The organism is Leptothoe spongobia TAU-MAC 1115 (genome assembly GCF_018739885.1).
Taxonomy (GTDB): domain Bacteria; phylum Cyanobacteriota; class Cyanobacteriia; order Phormidesmidales; family Phormidesmidaceae; genus Leptothoe; species Leptothoe spongobia.
Map to the genome: position 1 here is coordinate 20,497 of NZ_JADOES010000049.1, position 19,825 is coordinate 40,321.

Below are 19,825 nucleotides of genomic sequence, written 5' to 3' on the forward strand. Positions count from 1 at the left end.
GCTCCACTACCAACCCTTTTGAGCAATAAATTCTTGGGCGCTAAACACCCTGCCATCCCGATTCACAATTTTCTGGATATTATGCTGCTCAATCCAAATTTGGCGAAATTCTGACATCCGTGTTCGAAATGCTTCGTAGTCCTTAGAAAAGCGTTCATCCCGACGATGAACATGATCCACACGAGCCATTGGGGTATAGCCAACTTTGAGGTTAGCCTGCTTAACTCGAATAAAGAAATCAGCATGATCAGCAGTTTTAAGCCGATCATCCCAGCCCCCCATTTGCTGAACAGCCTCAGTGTTTGCAAGAAAGAATTGGTGGACTAAATCGCACGTTACATAGGCCGACGTTTTTTCATAAAACCCATCGACAAACTTAAGCACACCATCTTCCATCTCCATATTGAGATAAAAGTCCACCAGCTCTTTTCGATAAAACTCTCTTCGCAAGAAAGCACGTTGAAACACTAAAGCACTGAGAATATCAAAATCCTCTTCTTCAAGTAGACGCAACATGTTTTCTAAATGAGTACGGCGATTGAAATAATGATCATCATCCATCATCACGAAATAAGGCGTCTCAACCTTTTCTAGTAAAAAGTTGCGCCCTTTTGAAACCCCGGAATCAAAGGGCATGGAAAACACTTCTGTTTTACCATCATTAATCTCAACAGTTTCCTGGCTATCATCCGCTAACAAAACTCGAATATCAGGATAAAATCTCCGAATTTTTCGAATGGCTCCAGAGACAGTTTTGGGGCGGTTAAAGGTTTTAACCAAAATCGTCACATCTTTTGAAACTCTTTTTTTATGCTTATTTAGATCAAACATCATGATGTTTCCTCACACTTTCAGGGTCTGGTCAAAGTTTCAATGATTCTCTGCAGCTGACTAAGGAATAGACGAATAGGTTTTAGCTGTACTGGATCTTGGTAGATCGCCTGGCCCAAATACTTAGCGGTTATCAATGCCTGCTGACGAGTTGAACAGTTCTCCAACGCTTTGAACGTCAAATAGCGATACATTTGTGCCAGGCTTTTCCGCTTTGTCTGCCAGGATAGTCCTGGCTTACGTGCAAATGCCTGGGTCAACACTCTCCGAGATTCACTCTCTTGACGCTCTAGATGAGCAGACATTGACTGGGGCGATAATCGATACAAGACCTGTACTTTTGGCACTACTACAAAGGTATGATCCACAGCTATTCTGAGAAACATATCCCAGTCTTCAGCAGCTTTGAGCGACTCATCAAACTGACCGACAGCGGCAAACACTGACTTACGAAACAGTGCGTTAGATCCACTGTCCAGAAAATTCCCCATAAGTAATTTGTCATAGACATGCCCCTCAACAGAGAGGTAGCTACCGCGACGAAAAAAGCGATCGACTTGATCAATACAATCAGTCCAACTATAGGCTATCGCTGCTCGTGGATTAGCTTGCAAGATCGACAGCTGCTCCGATAATTTATCAGGGGTCCAAAGATCGTCAGCATCGATAAAACTGATCAACTCACACTGACTTTGCTGAATGCCTCGATTACGACTAGCCGCCAACCCTTGATTGGGATAGCTAATTAGGCGGATTCTGCTATCCTTAACTTGCCGAACAATCTCGACAGTTTCATCTATAGAACCATCATCAATAATAACAATCTCAATATCCTCAAAGGATTGCTGAATAATACTCTCCAGAGTAGCGTGAATTGTTTTCGCACCGTTATAGACTGGTATTGCAACTGTAATCGTTGGCATCACTTCCCATCCTATGTATAGGTACTACGTCAAAAAACGCGCATACGCGGATTGACTAATTGCAGTCATCACTTCTTCATAGTTGAGAATACTTTGACTTAAATCCAAGGGCATAATCTTTCTTAGCTTAGCTTCAACTGGCTCAGACTTCAGCCCCAAGTAGTCAAATACTAAGTTTGATGTTGCCTGATGCTGCTGACTACTCGCTAAATGCTCCTCATACACTAAGGCTAAATGGGGAATAGTCTTGAGGAGTGAAATTTCAGACTGATAGTTAATCTCAAATTTGGCCATAGTTGCCAACACATCAGCGGGAGCAACATGGACTGGTTTAATCTCCACCGCCCGATTTGACTTTTGCTCATGAAGAACCTTGCGCTTAGCGCTCACTACCAGAGAGATCGCATGCTGCAAACGATTTTTACGTCTGAGATAGATAACCTGAAAGCCCTTTCGATTAAGCCACTGCAGAAAGCCCATAGGTGATTGCATATGATGTACATCCGTCATGTGATACATCAAAAGCTTAAAACCATATACAGATGTGGGACAGTGATAAACACGCTTAAAGAGGGTGAATTTAGGGACTAGAGAATAGGAGCTCAAAATCTCAGTATCGCAACTAATTTCACTATGGCAATTTAGCAAACCAACCAACAGTGTGCTGCCACAGCGTCCTGTACCAAAAATATAAAACTTTGTTTGAGGCACAGAGCGATGTAAAAGCACTGACTTAGTGACACTCTGAATATCTTGTAAATCTTTGATCAGTACCACTACTTAACTCCACCAAAAACTCTTCTATCTATCGCTTATCTATCATCAGGTCTCTTGGCCCTTTCGAAGAAAGACATGCACCTTTGACGTTGAGAATTTACCCATCTCCAGGATTTTCAACGGCATAAATTGACCAGTGTTCGCAATTCGCTCAGAAAACTCAAGATTATATTGGTTTTCAATGGCTGCAAAGTTATCCACAGTGGACAAAGGCTCAGGAACAAAGGTAATCAGAATATCTTTTGTCATGGCTCGTTTCATCAAAGGATGCCAGTCTATTGGTCCAGTCGTAAAATTCCAAAGTTGAACTATATTGGCCGTTTCATCGGCCATCACCCATGGCAACAACAACTGTGATGGATTCAAGGTCTTGGCACTGCCCAGATAGCCGATTTTTGGAGTATCCATCTGATATTGGGTAGCAAGCTCATGTAGCAGACTCCAGTCCCACTGTTCCTCCAGACGCATAACTGAGGTCGGATTTCCCCAATTATGGGTTTGGGCAAATGTATCCCCCTCCTGATAGCGATCGCTACCTCCTTGAGGCAGCAACATTACACTCACTTGAGCCACAATCATCACGATTGCAACAGGTGCCATTAGCTTGTGGGTTAGCCATCCCAAGTCATAAACCATCAGACCAACAGCTAATCCCAAGGGTAAAAGTAGTGGCGCAATCAACCGAGGATTGTGATTGACCCCAAACGCCGCAATACAAGCGAGTGGAATCGCTCCTGCTAAGCAAACGACCAATGCTAACTGCTGAGACCGGTCTAAACTCGACTGACGCAAGACACATAGCTTGAAACAGAAGCTGACTGCGATCGCACCCGCCAACCCTCCTACAATCGGCCCCGTGATTGACTGCAAAAACACATAGCCCCAATGGAGCAAAGTACCCAGTTCCCCTTCAGGCCCCAGCGCATCACGCACGTTTCCCCCAGAACTAAACGCCTTCTCTAAAGCAGCTTGGCCATTTAATACCCACCAAGGAGCCATGACCATAGTGGCCAACCCATAGGATTTAAATAGAGCAGGTAACGTTGGCCCCGTTATCCACTTCAACCAGCACAACAGCATCACCACTACCAACATCGGCCCGACAATCAAGAGAATTGTGGGCTTCGCCATGGCACCTAAACCTAGGAATAATCCCAACCCTATCCAATACCGTGGATGCTGTGTCGGATTATCCCACTGGCAGAAAAGACAATACAGCACCCCAGCAATCGCTAAATACAAACTGTAATCCACATAAAATCGCATGTTAGGACCAATCAAAATAGGACAGGCCAATAAAAAACATGCGATAAATCCTCCAACCGCGCGCTCACATAAACGCTTGCCTACCAAATACATCAGGAAAAGCGTACAGGTAAAAGACAACCAAGATGACAGTCTCAGCACAACAGAATTGGCACCTAACAGTTGTGTAATGGGCACAATCAAAATTCGATAGGCAGGCGGGCGGGCAGAATCTCGTCGCAAAATCGCCTTGACCCAATCCCACAGCCCCTGATTGAGAGCACTACGATCTTGAATAGCCTGATTTAGATAATTCGCTTCATCCCAGTTTGTGCCAAAGGGATGCTGCAAAATCCACCAAACAGCTACCAAGGTTATCACAGAGAACAATCCCATCGCCACAGATGGCCAAAGACCTGGTCTCACAACCGCTATCTTCACTCCATGCGTTGAAGGAATCTGACTAACACCGCCCATAGAAGAGATTTAAAAAAGATACTAGCCATGAGATACATACATCAAACAAACCAGACTAGAAGTCCTAACCATCATCTCTTAGCAACATCCGTAAGAGATCTTTCATAATGCATTAGCTAACAGATGTCAAAGTAGCTTTCCCAAAGAGATTTTGACCACTGAATTCCTGGGTATCATCCATCTCCAACAAACCTAAGAGAGTAGGAGCAAGATCTACAGCATGACCATTCCCTCGAAAGTTGGCCTTATCAATATCAGGACCATCCGCCAAAAGAAACCCATGGGCACGATGACTACCTGTCCGGTGATGAGGAACCGGACCAATCCGGCCATGGCTTGCCGTATCCATGACATCACTAGGAATTGCTTCATTCCACAGCACCACCAAATCAGCATCTGGCAGATTAGGATTACTGTCCAAGGGAGACTGTCTCATGCGCACTACGCGCTCCACTAGAGGCTGCCCTGTACGGCCATCAGTGGTTTTCTGAAGCAAATCAATCAGTTCAGCACAGACAGTCTCATAATCGGCAACATTCACCACCCCTTGAGCCTCACGACCTTTGAGATTAATGCGAATATATCCCTCAGAATAACTAGGAATCGCAAAGGCCTTCATCTTGGGCCACAGAGGCTCATACCACTTGGCAGGCTGCCAAAAAAGAGAATCACCCTGTTTTTCGAGCACATTGGGACAGAGCAAGCCAGGCTGACACAGATTGTTAAGAACAATATCTAAGGGTTTCTGAATACGCACAGGCAGTTTTGATCGTAGCCATCGGGATACTGCATTTAATGGCGCACGTCGGTTCCAAATCTCTCCAATCCAGCCTCGCTTTTGGTCAAAAGCAGTTTCTACTGGCGGTAGGGGAGTACCAACTTTACCAGGTGCGATCGCAGCTTTCCCAGAGAAACTATAGCGGTGCATCAGCTCCGGCAAAAAGACCATGCTAGGCACATCCATCACATTGGCCCCCATGCCGTGAGCCGAAAAAATCACCACATTAGCAGGCTGAGGCGACGCATCTAGAATCTTACCAATGGCTCGATCTACCTCAACAAAGGTCTTCAGCATCAGGTCTTCAGCCCCTGCCTCAGCCATACAATACAAGGGATGATCTGACTGACTCAAATGCCACATATAGTGTCCCGCCGTGTGAGTCTCGCCAAAAATTGTCAAGAAAAAGTCCCACTCTTGCTCATTTAAAAGACTGGCACAAATATCCGCTTTGCGCTCAATCCCAATGGACATAGCCTTTTGCAATCGTGTTAGTGCATTCAGATTGCGACATTCAGCAAAGTCTTTCAAAAAAGCCGGATGCTCACCATATTTAGCAATAATCTGAGCCAGAGCATCTTCAGGGGTAGAATGACTAGCCGTCATCGGGGAATGCGCCCCCCATCCCAACACATGCATGCCTTTCACATCATCTGATAAGGCAGACTGAGGAATATCAAATGCAATCACTTGGCGTTGATCCCCCAGAGCATAAAAGGGAGGATTATCTTGATAGTCATAGGCCCCCACCTCTTTCACAGAATAGGTGATGGGATCATATTTAATCGGTCCCCAGTATCCAGTCTTCTCAGGAGCCTGACCACTAATAAATGTCGTCCAAGGGGTCTCGGCTCGGTAATGCTCAGTATTAGAAAGATGGCCATAGCAGCCCTGCTGCTTTAGACGAGCCAACGTAGGTAAGTGGCCAGCCGCCATCCAAGTTTCGAGCACCTTTGGATCAGCCGCATCAAGACCAATAGCAATCAAAGCAGTCATAGCAGATGAATTCTCACGGCTAAATACAAAAACCTAATATCGTCGTTCTGATCTCAAATTACAGATACACCAGAACTGAGACGCTTGATTTCTTACAACCTATACACTAGCCAAAATTACTGGAACACTTGTCAATATTAACGAATGTAGTTAGAGAGCAAATATAAGAAGTTCCCCTAATTCTTTAAAAAGATCATGAAGATTGGCCTGATAACCAAGAGGCTTGATCCCCTTACCTAACCTCTACGGAGAGGCTTCATGATAGAACGTCTGCTGTAGATACCCCCAATACCATACTAGCCAGGTCCCCGTGCGGATTCGCCGTTGCGGATCTGGCAAGATCTGAGACACCCAACGCTTACCACTAAACACACCCCGTAAACCCTTTATCCGCTGCTGAGTGAGCGGTACACCCAGGGTTTGATCAACCACCGCCCCCGAACGTCCCTGCCAATAACATCGTTTTAATAACCAGCGGCGACTAATCCGTTCCTTCGGAATCCAATGCTGCACTGAGGCTGACGGTAAATAGTAAAACCTCCCACCATTAGCTTCAATCGTGAGATTAAGCAATCGTTCCTCATCCGACAGTAGGCTCTTGCCATCACGGCCCAGTTCTTCAGAGAAACCATGATGATTGAGGAGCACATCACGACGATAAATCATGTTGGCCCCATAGGGATACTCATTCTCAGGAAACCAACCGGCCTTAGGACCATGATCCAAAATCGTGAAATAGCCCTGGACATAGTAATGCATCCAAACAGGAGGCTCTTTTTCCCAAATGGGATAAATCGGCCCACCCATGACAGCAGGCTGAGGTTCAACAGTTGTAAAAGCTGAGACAATATCTTCTAGCCAATTAGCACAAGGAATCGCATCGTCATCTAAATAGGCAATATAATCTCCTTTCGCTACCTTCAATCCCGTATTACGAGCAGTTGACAGACCTTGAATCGGCTCATATTGGTAAACTAAGTAAGGCAATTTTTGCTGATAGTCAGCACATACAGCTTTGGTATTATCCGTCGACGCATTATCGATGACGACAATTTCAAACTGCTCCCAAGGCAACGTCTGGGTCTGTAACCCATCCAATGCCAGGATAAGTCGATCGGCTCGATTATAAGTACAGATAACAGCAGAAATCCTGGGGGCAGTCATACGTTATCAGCCATGATTGGACACAGAAGAACAATTGGGGAATAACACTTTAGCCAAAAAGATGAACTGCTTACAGCCAACGTTGCTTCACCATATAAAGTGGACTCAGCATGGTCCATACAAAGAAGGTCATCTCGCAAGCAGCAACATCATCTGTAGCTAGCGTGCCACGATACTTGAGCCAGTGCAGAATGACACGTCGCAGTGCCCCTAAGAATACCTTCGCAGCGATAATCGGTTGTCGCTGTGGAGCAACATTGATCAGACGCAAAGGACAAATGCATAAGCTCGCAGCTTTAATTAAAGACTGCATATAGTCACGCTCCAGACGCCAGCTAGGGATTTGATGATAGGCATGCATAGTAGGGGTATACCAAATTTCCCAGCCATGGTGATGCATATGTAGCATCACCTCAAAGTCTTCTCCTCCTATCATAGAGTCACCAACACGTCCTACCAAAAGCTGAGTTTGGGGTACACTTTCTAGCCAGGCATTACGGCATACGACGACAGCGGCTGTCGGTGGCAGACTGAGCGTGTCTGGATCATAGCGATGGGGTTGATCTCCCCGTTCCCGAATCGCAAAAAAAGATTGAATCCGTCGAAAATCTGGCGATGGCGGCGACTCAAATTGACCATGGATTTGACCACCAAACGCGCCAACTTGGGGATGGGCTTTACCAAACTGACAGGCCTGAGCGACCCAGTCTGCTGCGGGAATATTATCATCATCGAGCAAACCAACCCAAATACTTTGAGATGAATGCATTGCACGCTGTCTAGCATAGGCCGCCCCCTGCCGGGTTTCGACACAGTAGCGCAAGGGACTGCTCGTAGGCCAATCTGTCTGGAACTGGGCAACAACCTTGGCAGTGTTATCCGTACTATTGTTGTCAACCACCAAAACTTCCCAGGATATGCCTTTGGTGTTAACTTGCGATCGCAAAGCTTCTAACACTATAGGCAACCGGTCAGCCCCATTATAAGTAGGAATAGCAACGGTAATATCAACCATGGCTAGACAATCTAATAGCTAAACAATTGGATTAAAGGGAAACGGCTTTGACAACCGGTAGCCTTGAATATATTCAATCCCCAAGGATTGCAACTGATCCAAAACAGTTTGTGTTTCAACCCCTTTGGCAACGAGCTGAACCCCTCTTTTTTGGATGAGTGCAACGCAATCAGGGGAAATTACATCGCACAATCTCTGCGGACGCTCTACCAAATCTTGACTCAGTTTGAGGCAATCTACTGACAACTGATTCACATAGCCGACCATATCTTCACCATGGGTAATCTCATCAATCGCAATCCGCACACCCAACCGTTGTATCTGCTGCATCATGCTTATAGCATCAACTTGCAAACGCACTAATACAGCTTCAGCAATTTCAAAACAAAGAATATCTGGAGCAACCTGATAGCGCCTCAGCTGCTCCTCTAGAAAGTTTGGAAAACTCGGATCACTAACGCTGGCAATAGAAAGATTAAGAGAGTATACAGCATCAGACACCCGATCACCACAAGCCCTGCACACCTGTTGTACCACACGTCGATCGAGGGTACGCATAAGACCGTATCGTTCTGCTGTGGGGAAAAACCAAGCTGGAGAAACTGGCGGTTGACCAGAAGAATCTTGACGTAAACGCAACAAGATTTCAAACTGCGCACCTTTTGGTGTCCGAGATTCTGAAGTATCCCCTGATCCCAGAAAAACAACTTCTTGTTGATACAACTCTAACTGACGATTTTCAAATGCATCTGTTAACCGCCGCAGCCATTTCTGACGATCGGGCAGCTGAGCATTATCCCAACGACTTTGCCACAGATCCTGCGAGAGTTTCCGCAATAAAAAGACAGGGCTAGCAATCGTGCTGGTCAATAATGAACGCTCACAGGCAGCGACGAGATTCAGGCTAGTATCACGGGGTCCATTCTTAAGATAGTGGAGAGCAAGCTTGCGCAAATCATTGGCAATATAAGCAGGCACCTTAAAAAGGCGCTGCCAGTCTTTGGTACCCAACCAACGAATATAAAAACGACTAAGACCCACACAACGCAACAGCGTCACCAAATATTCTCGCTGCAACCGTTGACCAGGGATTTGATGGGTAATCACCATGTCAGCGTTATACCAGATCTCCCAGCCTGCTTTTTGAATATGTAACATAGCCTCTAAGTCTTCACTGGCAAGGCCTGCAGATTTACCCTTATGATTCAAAAATAAACGCTCTGGCACAGCTTCCATCCAGGCGGCTCTGCGGACAGCTAACCCTGCGGCTGGGGGGAGAATTTTTGACTTCGGATTATAAAGATGAGGGGTACTACCTCGTTCAACAATCGCTAAAAAACAAGCAATATGCTCAAAGCCATCTGGCAAATCACCTTGAAAATCACCATGAATTTGACTACCAAATGCACCGGCTTGGGGATAGGTCTGGGCAAAACATTGCACATTGCTCAACCAATCATGGGCTGGAATATTGTCATCATCGAGAAAAGCAACAATCTGACCATTTGCTTCCATCACACCCCGTTGCCTGGCAAAAGCCGCACCTTGTTCTGCCACAAAACAATAGCGTAGCGGATACTCTGTAGGCCACTGCCGCTGATAATCCGAAACCACTTCAGCAGTGAGATCGTAACTGTTATTGTCACAAACAATCACTTCCCATTTAAGCTGATCTATATTCACCTGCTGCTTGAGTAGATCCAGCACTTGGGGAAGACGCTCCGCCCCATTGTACGTGGGAATAGCAACGGTAATATCCAAGCAAACTTGCTTTTTAGCGACGCTGGGTTCAGCCGCTGTACTAGATTGATAATCAACGGTCATCATGTCTAGAAACCGAAGTTTTCTAATAAGGATGTAAACAACTGCTCCAACTGTAATATCTGATTTTCCAGACATCAACGCATCAGAAACAATTTCAATCAAGCCTAATGACTAGCACCAAAAAGAATTAACGAACCAACCGATACTGTCTATCAATATCACCTTGATATCAGCATATTGAGAGATATAAACTATGCTGTCCCCCTCGTTCATTAGAACATACGTCTTAGGCTATGGAAAGTGAGAGACAGGTAATTTACTAAAAGCTGTTACCAATGATACTTACACCAAAACACAGCTGACAACTACCCATACGAGCCATCTTCCACATCTAGTACGATCTATTTCTTGATACCAGCCTAGCTATTCACAATAGTCCCATGCCACTCTTAACTGACATGCTGCCATAGGCCCCTCTGGACTGCACACCCCACCAATGGATAGATATAGTCAAGACGGAGTATTTTCCAAAATTTTGCGTTAACACACCCCTAAAACTTTTCACCACTGAGGATAAAGGTCGGCACAATGGGTTTGAGAACTTGATTGGACCCACGGGTTTCTAGTCGACTTCCCCCCGTCTGCACCACTTCAATATTACGCACCTGCAAATCGGCAAAGCTCTCAGAAATGGAGTAGAGCGATTGAAAGTTACCGGCAATTGCCACCAGCCGACCATGGGGGGCTAGCTTTGCCCAAACACTCGTTAATAAAGGTTTTAGATCTCGCCCACCCTCGATCAAAACAGCATCCGGCACATGGGGCAGACTATCAAAACAATCAGGCGCATTCCCAACTACGACATCCACATTCGCCACACCAAACCGCTGACAGTTTCGTTTGATCAGCGCCGCAACATCTTCATCACGTTCTACGGCCACAATGGCACCCTTTGGACAGAGCAAAGCAGCTTCGACAGGAATCGTTCCTGTCCCTGCCCCAATGTCCCAAAGTACTGCTTGGGGCTCTAATCGCAGGGCGCTCAAAAGTACCAGACGTACCTCACGCTGACTCATAGGGATGCCAGGAAGCTGCTCAAATAAACGATCAGGAATACCGGGAGTAGCATAGGGCCAGAGAGGCTCCATGGAGATTTGCCTTCATTCAAATTCTGGAATAGCCTGAGGATAACGCTGTTCTTTCAGCATGGCTAGGGCAAATCGAAAATGGCCTAATCAATAAGAACCCTCAGGCTCTGCAAGGTAGGATCCGCTAGACCACTAAGATGAGCACCTGATACCTGAGCCATGGTTAACGTGCTCAGTAGCTGGTCCGTAATGGGCTCACCCGGCATCAGATTAGGAATTCCCGGTGGATAAATACAAACTGTATCAGCGCTTAAGCGACCGATGGCATGTTCTATAGCACAGACCTCAGTCGGCGCAAAAAAAGCATCTCGGGGTGAGACACCAGCCATAGGCATATCCAACCAAAGCTGAGATTTAGCCGCCCTACCCGTTGCAGGCAGCTGCCTCAATCCTTGCACTAATCGTTCGATATCTGCTGCCGAATTACCTAGACTGACAATAAACGTGAGCTGATGCAATGTCGGTAGCTCAGCGGTTACTCCTCGCTCATGCAGCCAGGTATCAGCAGCAAAGCCAGTCGTATCCATAGCAGAGACATCGACAGTCAGACGAGTCAGATCCTGCTGAAAAACGCCTCCATCACCAACATCCAGCACCGGTAGCGGGCTAGCATGTAACTGCTGACGCGCAAGTTGAGCCAAGGTCAGCGTTTGTTCCATAAGTCCCTGTCCTTGGTTCGCCATCTGGTGACGAGCTGCATCCAGGGATCCCAGTAAAAGGTAACTAGGACTACTGGATTGGGTCATTCGTAGCGCCTGACTTAATCGCGCGCGATCGCATCGATCTCCTTGTACATGCAACAGAGCAGCCTGGGTAAATGCTGCCAAAACCTTATGGGCCGAATGAATCACAACATCAGCCCCACTACTGAGGGCTGATGGTGGCAAGCCCTCATGAAAAGCAAAATGTGGTCCATGGGCAGCATCCACAATCAGCGGCACACCATACCCATGGACCACATTTGCTATAGCCTCAATATCACTACACACACCTTCATAGGTGGGGGAAACGACGACCACTGCCTTAACACCTGGATACCGTTGCAGTGCAGCAGCGATCTCATCCGCCCGCATACCAAGAAACAACTGCCAATCCGAGCTATAAACTGGCGCGATCCAAACCGGCATAGCCCCTGACAAAATTAGCCCCGAAAGAACCGACTGATGAGCATTCCGAGGCACAATCACCCGATCGCCAGGTCCACAGGTAGCCAACAAAGCTGCCTCAATCCCACAGGTCGATCCATTCACCAAAAACCAAGTTTGTTCTGCTCCAAAGGCCTGAGCAGCCAAGCACTGTGCCTCTAAAATCACTGACTCTGGAGCAAATAAATCATCTAACTCCGGCAGTTCCGGCACATCAACTCGAAAAATATCATCTCCAAATACAGCCCGATGCAGCTGTGAAATACCATGCCCTCCTTTATGTCCAGGAGTGTAAAACGCTGCGCATTGACGAGCAGCAGAGCTGCACAAAGCATTCACCAGTGGAGCTTGGGTTTGAGATCGCATGATGAGTGACAGAAAATATCCTAACCAGGGTGCCAATCACCATCAAACAATATGCGCGCAGCATAAAAAAGCGCTGCAAGCTCTTGAGAGCTCCCAGCGCAATATCTCAATGTTGATGACACACCTAGACGATGCTGACTACAAGTTCAGACTGTATCTTTAGAGCCTTTACTTTGCAGCCTCCCCCTATCGGCGAATGTTCTTAGCCATGTTGCGGAACATATCCATACCAGTGTCAGGCGTACGACGCACTACAGGCTCTTGAGCAGGTGTCTCTGCAGCAGGCGTTTCGGCCACAGGCGTTTCGGCCACAGGCGTTTCGGCCACAGGCGCTGCTGCTGGCGTGGGAGCAGGAGCCGCTGGCGCAGGGGCTGCGGGAGCAGGCGTTCTAAAAGCAGCAAAAGTAGCAGCTCCGAAGCCGGAAGTCGTGGGCTTGGCAGCCTCCCCCACTTCTACACTATTGCTAGAAGAAATGCTCCTAACACTCTCAAGTTCTTCTTGTCCCTTTTTCTTAGCGAATGTGCGACGGACTACAACTTCCTTTCGCATGTAGTCGATATCACCCAAAGTTTTAGCGTCATCTTCGCTCAAGAAAAAAGCTTCTTTTGATTGGGGGCCTTGATCTTGGTTGCCGCCAAAGAGTCCGAATAATCCAGCCATAATTCTTTTATGTAACGAATGGTAGCCATTAAGTTGTTTTATATTAACTTTTACTAGCCATTCTCAGAAACGTTATTTTTTAAATTTTCGTAAACATTCAGCCTAACTGCGCCTTCCTAGAAAACTGCAAAGCCCCTAAAATAAAGAAGTCCAGCTGTTTTCTCAAACAGCTGGACAATATTCTTTCCAAGCCCAATAGGTGTCTATAGTTATGAGCATTACAGCTATTAAATTAAGCTCACTCAGCTCACAGCTTAGGCGCACTCACGAGAACGAATTACTTACAGCTCACTACGATGGCGTTCTAGCAAGTCGAGCAGATCCACCTGGCACTGAATAGGTACTAAATCGCTCAGGGGTAACGAGCGCCGCCCACCCCCTAACCTCACGGGAATAGATTGCAAAATTTCTACCACACCAGTCTCTGAAAGATCACTATCAGTCACCATAGGATAAAACTTCTCTGCCAACGTGGTATGCAACGAAGTGTCCTTTAAATACAAATGCCATTTGGCAACATCAATGTAGACCGTATCTCCAATATCTGCTGCTAAAGCTTCGATCACTACTGCCGCACCAGGGTATGCCATGGTTATTTCTCTTTCTAGAGGAAAGTTATCCTGTCACCTAAGGGTAAAAGGTCTAGCCTGCTAAAAGATCGGTTCGTAAAATGCGTTAATAAAGTTTTCGATTTATAACAATGGCTTGTCTGGTTTGGCGTCAGATGATGAATAGGTTGAGATCGCGAATAGCCAAACCCCATGAGCACCCAAGCAAACAAGCCAAGGCAACGTCAGCTTTGGCAACCACAATAGAGTACCCGGCATAAACCCATGGAAAAACCACAATCCTGAGTTAAACGCCGTAAATGCCGCAAAATGCACAGCAAAATTAATCCTGTCTTCTAGCTTGCGATAGGCAGGATCAGCACGATCAGGTTTACGTGGCCACTTAGGAGGCATATAGCACCAAAGAATTTGTTATGGACTATTAGTATAATCTCCCGATTTACCACCGGTTTTACTCAGCAAACGAATATCCTCAATTTGCATCGACTTTTGCAACGCTTTTGCCATGTCATACAGTGTTAATGCCGCCACAGATACCGCCGTTAGAGCCTCCATTTCTACCCCAGTTTGACCTGTCGTTTTCACCATCGCCCGAATACGATAGCCTGGACGACCATAATCCGGCTCCAACTGAATTTCTACCGTCTTAAGGGGTAAGGGATGACATAGCGGTATCAAATTAGCTGTCTGTTTCGCCGCCATAATGCCAGCAATCCGGGCAGTGCTCAATACATCGCCCTTAGGCACATTGCCAGACTCAACTGCTGCCAGCGTTTTATCACTCATACGTATATACCCTTCAGCCAGAGCAACCCGTTGAGTCACCGCTTTGTCAGTCACATCCACCATATGCGCAGCTCCCCCACTATCGAGATGAGTCAAGGATGGTTGTTGAGATTGATGGGGCATAGACCAAACACCTGAAAAAATTGCCATGAAAAATTTTGAATAGCGTCTCAACAGTGTGTTACAGTTTAATCCTGTTAGAGCCTGTAGCTCAGTGGACAGAGCACCTGGCTACGGACCAGGGTGTCGGGGGTTCGAATCCCTCCAGGCTCGTTATAGTGTTGAATTAGGCACAGCATAAACATCTTTACCGCCTCTTAGCGAGAACTGTATCGAGTGGTTTATGTCTTTGCTTGATGTCGTAATAAAAATAACTAGGCCAAGTATGGTCATGAGGCAAGCTACGCCAAAAATATCTCGGTAGCTGGTCAGATCAGCAACTTGTCCCATCACGGGGCCTGCTAACGCAATCCCAACATCAAAACCAGTCAGACATAGACCAAACATTAATCCTCGCTCAGTTGGCCTTGAGCGATCAGCCATTAGCGCAGCTACCATAGGAATCAACATACCACCCCCCATGCCTTGTAAAGCCGCAGCAAAAAGTACAGCGACCTCACTGTATGCAAGCCACAAGGCAAGCATAGACACCGAGTAAAACATTAATCCCAAGGTAATAAAGGGACCACGGCCATAACGGTCGGACGCCTTCCCAGCTAACAGTCGAATAACAAAACTAGAGATTGCAGATGCTGTGTAGATCAAGCCAATATTCAGAGAAAGACTTGACTCACGTGCATACAAGGGAACAAATGTTGCCAATCCACCAAAGGCCAATCCAACCAATAACAACATTAATGCAGGTACCCGTACAGCTGGCAGCAGCAGCAAAGACCAAAATGCTGTCTTACGTCGTGATATTGCCTTCTCTCGGTGTGGCTCGACAATTGTGACCGCAAACACCAACCCCACAGCCCCAAGCATAGCCATCAAAACAAACACTTGAGTAAACCCTGCACCAGCCTGCAAATATCCTCCCAAAGCAGGTCCCACTGCCATCCCAATCGGGTTCACCAAACTCATATACCCAATTAGCTCACCTCGTTGACCAGCCGGGGCTAGGTCAGCCACCAAAGCACTATAGGCCGTTACAAAAGAAGCAATACTCAGGCCATGAAATGCTCGGAAAACCATCATCAGTGAGATCGCTGAGTTGATTCGCCAGAGATGACTCCCCATGGTTATCTGCCAAGTTACTTCAGGTAAAAAAGACACCAGCCAATACAAGAGTGGCGCTACTGCAATTGCCAGTAGTCCAATCAATAGAACTGGTTTTCGACCCCGTTCATCGGTTATACGAGCCATTACTGGACGCATAGTCAACAGTCCGATTGCAAAACTTGCCATCACCAAACCAATCTGCTGACCATTGGCACCAAACTGCTCAATATACAAAGGCAATGCAGGCAACAACCCTGCTAACCCAGCCCAAAAACACAACCCAGCCACAAACATGGCTACTAGGCTTCGCCGTAGGGAAGGCTCTAGGGTGACGAATACATTCAAAATACTTGCTCCTTAATGGAAGATGCGCCCAGAAGCAGTCACCCAAATGGCCAACCAACACCTATAACGCCATATACCTCGATATATGATTAGCGAACATTCGCAACCAATAGTAATCAAGGGATTACAGTGAACCTGATTTCTCTGACAGGACAATGTTAACGATTGTAACGAATTATTTAGGCGGATCGGCGACCTTTGATATCTCCCATAAATATCGATATCGTCTTACTCGGTCTTGGTCAGACACCAATACCAGCCAAGTAACATTTATCATGCTCAACCCAAGCCAAGCCAATGCAGAACAAGATGATCCAACAATTCGTGCCTGTTCACAATTTGCTCAAAGCTGGGGATATACCCATTTAAGCGTCGTCAACCTTTTTGCCTATAGGACCTCTCAACCATCAAACCTCAAATTGGAGCTAGATCCCATCGGCCCAGACAATGACCGCTATTTAATCGCAGCCGCTGAAACCGCTAAGCAGGTAATTTTAGCCTGGGGCAACTGGGGCACCCTTTTGAATAGAGCTCAGACCATCGCCCAGTTGCTAACACCCCATCGCCACAAACTCTATTGCCTGAAGCATAACCGCTCTGGCCAACCCCGCCATCCTTTATATATCAGACGAAACACGACGCCAATACTCTGGACTAAGCATGATATGTAAAGGCAAGTCTCAATCCCAGTAAGTGTATAAATGAACCGTACATTGTCCGAATCAAACAGTGATTAAGCACAAGCTATCCTAAAAACGTGCATTGCATCAGGATGAGAAGCCAATGTTCATTTACAAAAGCCTTAGAAGGATATAAAAGTGACCTATAAAAAATCAAGATTAAATCAAGATTTCAGATGCCGTAAATACTTGGCAAGACTCATCAACTATTAACAATTCAACCAACTAGAACGTATCCGATGAATTCATGCCAAGGACCAATAATGGTACTGCATGAGTACGCTCAAATTTTCAAAAATACTCAGACACATTGGCAAAAAGATCTGATATTTGGAGATAATCTTGTTTTCCTAAAAGGGATTGATGTCAAATGAGGATAGAACCTATCCATAAACGCGTTTATCATGTCTTCTTGAGCCACTCTAGCCTGGACAAAAAAGATGTTGTAGAACCTTTATATAAATGGTTTGACCAAGTCGCTCGCATTCCAGTCTGGATTGATCACAACAGCCTGAGTCCGGGGAGTAGATTAGTCACATCGATCGAAGAATCTATTGCTATCTGCCGGTCTATGATCCTTGTGCTTTCTCGCTCATCTGTAGATTCAGGCTGGGTCAAAGAAGAGTACTCAACAGCACAAGTCCATCAGAAAAATTATCAGGACTTTAAGATTATTCCAATAGTCATTGATGACTGTGAAAAGCCTGTATTTTTAAATAACTTATTATGGATCGATGCTAAAGAATGGGCATCTACAAAAAGTGAACAACTCGAGTTTGCATTTTACAAACAGCTCTTGCGTGCACTCTATCCATTTGATCCGGCAGTAGAATATAGAAATTCCACTGATATCTTTGTCAGCCGGACCTGGCGTTCTAGTGAGTCAGCTTTTGCAGATAAAGTCTGCCAAAAGTTTATGAAATCTGGATTCAGACTCATTGGTGATTCGAAAGACCACCAAAGCTTTACAGATAGAGATAACAGAATCAAAAATATTATTTCTAGCTGTGGCGGCCTACTGGCGATATTACCCTTCAGAGAGAACGAAGAAGAGCATAGTTATACATCTAAATACTGCATCAAAGAACTTGATTTTGCTCGAGAGTATAATTTGCCTTGTGTTGTGATTGCTGAACCCGGTGTAATACTAACAAAGGAGCGCCTGAACTCTTTCACCTATTTCCATCAGGTAGACAATATAGAAAACGTGACTAATGAAGCAGCGTTTGTTAAAGCTGTTGAAGAAATGAAAGAAGCTTGGACAAAACCCAAAAATGAGCACTATGTTTTTTTTGCAACTAACTTCGATAACCATGAGAGAAATCAAATAGCACGCCAACTCATTCAACAAATTACCAAGCTACCTTGCGTGATCGGTGAGGACATTGATTATCGGGGTTTCTCGATTCAAGCAGCTATTGCTGATCTGGTTAGACATGCCTCTTTAGTAATCGCAGATGTTTCACAAGACAATGTCAACACTTTAATCGAAGCCGGCATAGCCAGAGGAGCCAATGTTGAGTGCCGCATGGTCGCTCATGCAACTCCTGAGCATCCTCGCAAACGACCTCCATTTATGTTCAGGGACAAACAAGTTGAGTATTACAAAAGCGATGCAGAACTTTTAGGTCGCATTCATCGACTTGCCTATCCTTTCCGACGCCGAATTCTAAATTATGAGATCTAAAGTTAGACGTGAACCTTTTCAAAATGATCCAAAACACTGAAAGTCTGTCATTCAAATATACGTTCTCCAGTGGTCAAACGGCTTACATCTTAGATGTTCCAGACTCTTTCACCTATAACAAAACTATAACTGCCCTGGGCTTGACACAATCTTCGCCCAGCATAGTCGTTATCGGTGGAGCAAGTAAAATGAGTCCAGAAAGCAAAATGAGGGTTTCATTACTATTCACGAAAGTATTAGCACCATTTGCAGAAACCTCTCAAGTCACAGTTTTTGATGGTGGAACAGACGCTGGCGTTATTCAAATGATGGGACAAGCTCGTCGAAACATCGGTGGAACCTTTCAATTGGTCGGAATTACCCCAAAAGCAAAGGTTAATCTACCAGGCTACTCAATCAACTTGAATCTCGAGTTGAAAAGTAGAGAACTGACTGCTTTGGAAGAGAATCATACACACTTTGTTTTGATTCCAGGAAGTAATTGGGGTAATGAATCACCTTGGCTAGCTAACTGCTCCTCAATATTAGCTGGCAACTACCCAACAATAACTATCTTAATCAACGGTGGAAAAATTTCATTGAGCGACTTTATCCTCAATCTATCAGTCGGTAGACAGGCCATCATCATTGCAGGTAGTGGCAGGTTAGCCGATGAGATAGCCAATACTATCAATGGTATTAAACCTTCTAAGGACCCTATGATCCAAAATCTCACCAGGACTTACTATCCCAATCAGTTATCAGTCTTTGATTTAACCCACTCACTCGATATACTGACTAATCGATTGCAAGCCTACTTCAAGCCCCAAATAACCTAATAGTCCACAAATATATTAAGCATACAAAGATATAAAGAACATCATATCTTTCATGGAACAGAGCAGATAAGCATAACTATTCACAATTACTTCCGAAAGATTGATTTACCCCACCTGATTTCTAGAGTTCCTAACCACTATGCTCTAAAATCCTCTAAAGACATTACATTTATGAGTGACGTTTATTCCTTTGCTCTTACTTGCTACCTAAATCACACGTCCTAAAAATAGTTGGGCGGTATAAATGGGGTTTGCTGTTAAAGTCCAGCCTTCATAGTCAGCAAGGGTTTCATTATATTGAGATGTGCTTAAGTGCATGGAAAAGTAGCTAAAATGCTCAAAACCCTTGCACCTACCCAGGGAAATGTACCGACAATCTTCACCCGGCCAGCTATCGTTCCCAGATTTTTATTTGCCGTTTGGGGGCAAA

General features: G+C 45.5%; 18 protein-coding genes and 1 tRNA gene. 4 read left to right on the forward strand and 15 right to left on the reverse strand.

Translation table 11 applies throughout. The annotated features are described in order from the left end of the window. Window positions 1–6 precede the first annotated feature (6 nt). The 14 genes from IXB50_RS19075 to moaC all read right to left on the reverse strand — a co-directional run bounded on the left by IXB50_RS19075 (window position 7) and on the right by moaC (window position 14,767). Window positions 7–834, reverse strand: a complete 828-nt coding sequence (locus tag IXB50_RS19075) for a glycosyltransferase (protein WP_215610587.1) — start codon at window positions 832–834, stop codon at window positions 7–9. A gap of 17 nt (window positions 835–851) precedes the next feature. Further along, on the reverse strand, window positions 852–1,754 hold the full coding sequence (locus IXB50_RS19080; protein WP_215610588.1) for a glycosyltransferase: 903 nt from the start codon (window positions 1,752–1,754) through the stop codon (window positions 852–854). Between the two features lie 24 nt (window positions 1,755–1,778). Next, window positions 1,779–2,531 carry a hypothetical protein gene (locus IXB50_RS19085; RefSeq protein ID WP_215610589.1) on the reverse strand — a complete coding sequence of 251 codons (753 nt, stop codon included), beginning with the start codon at window positions 2,529–2,531 and terminating at the stop codon, window positions 1,779–1,781. 45 nt (window positions 2,532–2,576) lie between these two features. Continuing rightward, window positions 2,577–4,172 carry an ArnT family glycosyltransferase gene (locus IXB50_RS19090; RefSeq protein WP_215610590.1) on the reverse strand — a complete coding sequence of 532 codons (1,596 nt, stop codon included), beginning with the start codon at window positions 4,170–4,172 and terminating at the stop codon, window positions 2,577–2,579. A 193-nt stretch (window positions 4,173–4,365) separates the two neighbouring features. Further along, window positions 4,366–6,027 carry an alkaline phosphatase family protein gene (locus IXB50_RS19095; protein WP_215610591.1) on the reverse strand — a complete coding sequence of 554 codons (1,662 nt, stop codon included), beginning with the start codon at window positions 6,025–6,027 and terminating at the stop codon, window positions 4,366–4,368. Between the two features lie 243 nt (window positions 6,028–6,270). Next, a complete protein-coding gene (locus IXB50_RS19100) occupies window positions 6,271–7,191 on the reverse strand; it encodes a glycosyltransferase (RefSeq protein WP_215610592.1) in 921 nt (306 codons plus the stop codon). A gap of 70 nt (window positions 7,192–7,261) precedes the next feature. Next, the gene (gene hpsE, locus IXB50_RS19105; RefSeq protein ID WP_215610593.1) at window positions 7,262–8,206 is read right to left on the reverse strand and encodes a hormogonium polysaccharide biosynthesis glycosyltransferase HpsE; all 945 of its coding nucleotides are present in this window, start codon (window positions 8,204–8,206) and stop codon (window positions 7,262–7,264) included. 18 nt (window positions 8,207–8,224) lie between these two features. After that, the gene (gene hpsE, locus IXB50_RS19110; RefSeq protein WP_215610594.1) at window positions 8,225–10,033 is read right to left on the reverse strand and encodes a hormogonium polysaccharide biosynthesis glycosyltransferase HpsE; all 1,809 of its coding nucleotides are present in this window, start codon (window positions 10,031–10,033) and stop codon (window positions 8,225–8,227) included. Between the two features lie 488 nt (window positions 10,034–10,521). Next, complete coding sequence (cbiT, locus tag IXB50_RS19115) at window positions 10,522–11,118, reverse strand: precorrin-6Y C5,15-methyltransferase subunit CbiT (protein WP_215610595.1); 597 nt, start codon at window positions 11,116–11,118, stop codon at window positions 10,522–10,524. Between the two features lie 83 nt (window positions 11,119–11,201). Then, window positions 11,202–12,629: an aminotransferase class I/II-fold pyridoxal phosphate-dependent enzyme gene (locus IXB50_RS19120; RefSeq protein WP_215610596.1), complete on the reverse strand. Its 1,428-nt coding sequence runs from the start codon at window positions 12,627–12,629 to the stop codon at window positions 11,202–11,204. A gap of 186 nt (window positions 12,630–12,815) precedes the next feature. Then, window positions 12,816–13,289 carry a hypothetical protein gene (locus tag IXB50_RS19125; protein ID WP_215610597.1) on the reverse strand — a complete coding sequence of 158 codons (474 nt, stop codon included), beginning with the start codon at window positions 13,287–13,289 and terminating at the stop codon, window positions 12,816–12,818. Window positions 13,290–13,570: 281 nt separating this feature from the next. Continuing rightward, window positions 13,571–13,879 (reverse strand): DUF3181 family protein, encoded by a 309-nt coding sequence (locus tag IXB50_RS19130; RefSeq protein ID WP_215610598.1) that lies wholly within the window; start codon window positions 13,877–13,879, stop codon window positions 13,571–13,573. 102 nt (window positions 13,880–13,981) lie between these two features. Continuing rightward, window positions 13,982–14,251 (reverse strand): hypothetical protein, encoded by a 270-nt coding sequence (locus IXB50_RS19135; RefSeq protein WP_215610599.1) that lies wholly within the window; start codon window positions 14,249–14,251, stop codon window positions 13,982–13,984. 18 nt (window positions 14,252–14,269) lie between these two features. After that, window positions 14,270–14,767: a cyclic pyranopterin monophosphate synthase MoaC gene (gene moaC, locus IXB50_RS19140; protein WP_246564723.1), complete on the reverse strand. Its 498-nt coding sequence runs from the start codon at window positions 14,765–14,767 to the stop codon at window positions 14,270–14,272. Window positions 14,768–14,844: 77 nt separating this feature from the next. Here moaC and IXB50_RS19145 point away from each other — a divergent pair. Continuing rightward, a tRNA-Arg gene (locus IXB50_RS19145) sits at window positions 14,845–14,917 on the forward strand. Here IXB50_RS19145 and IXB50_RS19150 read toward each other — a convergent pair. Then, window positions 14,918–16,210, reverse strand: a complete 1,293-nt coding sequence (locus tag IXB50_RS19150; protein WP_215610601.1) for an MFS transporter — start codon at window positions 16,208–16,210, stop codon at window positions 14,918–14,920. A 155-nt stretch (window positions 16,211–16,365) separates the two neighbouring features. On the opposite strand from IXB50_RS19150, the gene IXB50_RS19155 reads away from it, so the two are divergent. The 3 genes from IXB50_RS19155 to IXB50_RS19165 all read left to right on the forward strand — a co-directional run bounded on the left by IXB50_RS19155 (window position 16,366) and on the right by IXB50_RS19165 (window position 19,395). Further along, complete coding sequence (locus IXB50_RS19155) at window positions 16,366–16,881, forward strand: DUF1643 domain-containing protein (RefSeq protein WP_215610602.1); 516 nt, start codon at window positions 16,366–16,368, stop codon at window positions 16,879–16,881. 379 nt (window positions 16,882–17,260) lie between these two features. Continuing rightward, window positions 17,261–18,577, forward strand: coding sequence for a toll/interleukin-1 receptor domain-containing protein (locus IXB50_RS19160; RefSeq protein ID WP_215610603.1), 1,317 nt, complete (start codon window positions 17,261–17,263; stop codon window positions 18,575–18,577). Window positions 18,578–18,600: 23 nt separating this feature from the next. Next, window positions 18,601–19,395 carry a hypothetical protein gene (locus tag IXB50_RS19165; protein ID WP_215610604.1) on the forward strand — a complete coding sequence of 265 codons (795 nt, stop codon included), beginning with the start codon at window positions 18,601–18,603 and terminating at the stop codon, window positions 19,393–19,395. The last annotated feature ends 430 nt before the right edge of the window (window positions 19,396–19,825 follow it).